Genomic DNA, 3,546 nt, shown 5'->3' on the forward strand with positions numbered 1-3,546 from the left:
TCTTTGGTTTCAAAAATACCTCGGGGGAGCGCCAAAGGCGCGGGGGCAGAGCCCCCTGCCGTAGGACGGCGCGCATGCCGCGCAAGGACGACAGGCAGAGCGCGCGCCCGCAGGCGCGCACAATTGGATCACCGATCGGTCAGCGGTGATCGGCCAGGTTCACCGGAACGGCCGCAGGGCCCTTGGGCAGGTCCGAATTGGCGTCGATGAAGTCCAGCACCAGCGGGCGGATGTTGTTGCGCCAGCTCTTGCCGGCGAAGATGCCGTAATGGCCCGCCCCCGGCTCCAGGTGGCTGGCCTTCTTCTCGTCCGGCAGGCCGGTACACAGATCCAGCGCCGCCACGCATTGCCCGGGCGCCGAGATATCGTCCTTCGCGCCTTCGACGGTTTTCACCGCGACCTTGGTGATCTTGCCGATGTCCACCCGATGGCCGTCCACGATGAACTCGTTCTTGGCGATCTCGCGATTCTTGAAGACCCGCTCGACGGTCGACAGGTAGAACTCCGCCGGCATGTCCATGACCGCCAGGTATTCGTCGTAGAAACGGTTGTGCGCGTCGTGGTCCGAGGCCTCTCCGCGTGCGACGCGGATGATCTGGTCGCGGAAGGCGGCAGAGTGACGATCCGCGTTCATCGACATGAACGAGGCCAGCTGCAACAGGCCCGGGTAGACCATGCGGCCGACGCCCTTGTACTTGAAGCCAACGCGCTGGATCATCGTCTCTTCCAGCTGCCCCATCGTCACGCGGCGGCCAAAGTCGGTCACGTCGGTGGGGGTGGCGTCCGGGTCGATCGGCCCGCCGATCAAGGTCAGGGTGCGCGGCTGCGCCTCCGGGTCCAGCTCCGCCAGGTAGGCGGTCGCGGCCAAGGTCAGCGGCGCCGGCTGGCACACGGCGATCACATGGGTATCCGGCCCCATGTGCCGCATGAACTCCATCAGGTAGAGCGTGTAATCCTCGATATCGAACTTGCCCGCGCTCACCGGAATGTCGCGCGCATTGTGCCAGTCCGTGACGTAGACCTCGCAGTTCACGATAAGCGACTTGACGGTCGAGCGGAGTAGTGTGGCATAGTGGCCCGACATGGGCGCGACCAGCAGGATCTTCCGTGGCTGTTCCTCGCGCCCGGAGACGTTGAAATGGATCAGGTTGCCAAAGGGTTTTTCCACCACGGTGGCGACGTCGACGAGGTGATCCTTGCCGTCCTCGCAGGTGAACGTGCGGATCCCCCAGTCGGGCTTGACCACCATGCGCTCGAAGGTGCGTTCCGTGACGGCACCCCATGCTGCCATCCACTCCAGCCCGGGGTTGGGAAAGGCCGAGAACACCGGGTAAGAGGCCATCGTCCGCGCCGTCGCGCCCATCCAGGCGTTGGTGTTGCGGATGCTCTCCATCAGATCATAGGTCGCCATGTAGCGCACGACAGCACTCCTTTTGTTTCGCGGGGTCAGCGGCTTGCCGCGCACCCAGGCCCGAGCCAATTCGTCGCTTTGCCCCCCGAAACCCACGACGGTATTTCTGCACTTGCGAAGGATAGGGGGATTTGTTTCCAATGACAACAAACGAGGTTGCCGCAGGCGAAAGCCGGGCGCGGCTGGAGGAGAACCTTGAGCGGGTCGAGGAACTGAGCAAGCGGCTCGTTTCGGCCCTGACCCGACGCCATCCGACGCCGCAGGCGCTGAACGGCCCCGACCACGCGCTGTATACCAAGGCCGCACAGGCCTACATGCAGGAATGGATGACCAACCCGGCCAAGCTGATCGAGCAGCAGGTCAGTTTCTGGGGCAAGACCGTCACCACCTTTGTCGAGGCGCAGCAACAACTGGCGCGCGGCAAGCTGACCGCGCCGGAGAACCCGGGCCCCAGCGACAAGCGCTTCAAGAACCCGCTCTGGGACAGTCATCCCTATTTCAACTACGTCAAGCAACAGTATCTCATCAACGCCAACGCCATCCGCGATGCGATCGACGCGATCGAGGACATGGACGAGAAGGAAAAGCGGCGTCTGCGCTATTTCAGCCAGCAGATCGTCGACATGTTCGCGCCGACCAACTTCCTGGCCACGAATCCCGACGCGCTGATGAAGGCGGTCGAGACCGAGGGCGAAAGCCTGGTGCGCGGGCTGGAAAACCTTGTCGGCGACCTTGAAGCGAACAACGGCGAGCTTGTTGTGCGGCTGGCCGATGACAGCGCCTTCGAGATCGGCGAGAACATCGCCACCGCCCAGGGCGAGGTGATCTATCGCAACCGCATGATGGAGATCATCCAGTACAGCCCGACAACCGAACAGGTCTACGAGACCCCCATCGTGCTGTTCCCGCCCTGGATCAACAAGTTCTACATCCTCGACCTGAAACCGCAGAACAGCCTGATCCGCTGGGTCGTGGACCAGGGCTATACCCTGTTCGTGGTCAGCTGGATCAACCCGGACGGCAAGTACCGCGACGTCGGCCTCGAGGAATATGTCGACGAGGGTTTCCTCAAGGCGATCGAGGTCGCCAAGGACATCTGCGGGACCGACAAGATCAACGCGGTCGGCTATTGCATCGCCGGCACGACGCTCAGCCTGACCCTGTCGCTGATGAAAAAGCGTGGCGACAAGTCGGTGAAATCGGCCACTTTCTTTACCGCGCTGACCGATTTCAGCGACCAGGGAGAATTCACGCCCTTCCTGCAGGACGATTTCGCGGACGGGATCGAACAGGAGATCGACCAGGAAGGCATCCTGCCCTCCTTCATCATGGCGCGCACCTTTTCCTTTTTGCGGTCGAACGACCTGATCTACGGTCCCGCGATCCGCTCTTACATGATGGGGGAAACCCCGCCCGCTTTCGACCTGCTGTACTGGAACGGCGACGGGGCGAACCTGCCGGGGCGGATGTTCAGCCAGTACCTGCGCGGGCTTTGCCAGCGCAATGAATTTGCCGAAGGCACGTTCGAGCTTTTCGGGGAAAAGCTCAGCGTCAAGGACGTGGATGTGCCGCTGATGTCCATCGCGGCAGAGACAGATCACATTGCCGCGGCGCGTGACGTCTATCGTGGCGTGCAGATGATGGGATCGCGGTCCAAGCATTTCGTGATGGGCCAGTCCGGCCATATCGCGGGGATCGTCAATCCGCCCTCCAAGGGCAAGTACGGCCATTTCGTCAACGACGACCTGTCCGGTGACTTCGATGCCTGGAAAGAGACCGCCGAGTTCCAGGAAGGCTCTTGGTGGCCGCACTGGGAAGGCTGGCTGCGCAAACGCTCGGGCAAGAAGGTCCCCGCGCGTGAACCGGGCGATTCGGCTTATGCGCCGCTTGCGCCCGCCCCCGGCACCTACGTTAAGCTGAAAGCGGCCCAGCAAAACCAGTGACTTGTCAGCCACATGCTGCGGCGCAGAAATTTTTCTTGAAATGCCGCGTCGCAGCATGCATATTCTAGTCAGTTGCTGAACGACGGGGCGGGCCCGGGGCAGCAAGACACAAGGATTGACTGAGATGGCACAGACCCAGGACATCACCGCGATGATGAAAGAGATGATGGGCGCATTCCCCGTCGACACCAA

General features: G+C 62.2%; 2 protein-coding genes. One reads left to right on the forward strand and one right to left on the reverse strand.

The genetic code is table 11. From position 1 onward, the window contains the following. Positions 1 to 139: 139 nt before the first annotated feature. Positions 140 to 1,420 carry a polyhydroxyalkanoate depolymerase gene (gene phaZ, locus PVW46_RS22290; protein WP_043138267.1) on the reverse strand — a complete coding sequence of 427 codons (1,281 nt, stop codon included), beginning with the start codon at positions 1,418 to 1,420 and terminating at the stop codon, positions 140 to 142. 131 nt (positions 1,421 to 1,551) lie between these two features. Here phaZ and PVW46_RS22295 point away from each other — a divergent pair, with 131 nt between their 5' ends. After that, positions 1,552 to 3,354: a PHA/PHB synthase family protein gene (locus PVW46_RS22295; protein ID WP_043138269.1), complete on the forward strand. Its 1,803-nt coding sequence runs from the start codon at positions 1,552 to 1,554 to the stop codon at positions 3,352 to 3,354. Positions 3,355 to 3,546: the final 192 nt, after the last annotated feature.

This window comes from Mameliella sp. AT18 (assembly GCF_028807275.1).
Classification (GTDB): Bacteria; Pseudomonadota; Alphaproteobacteria; order Rhodobacterales; family Rhodobacteraceae; genus Antarctobacter; species Antarctobacter albus.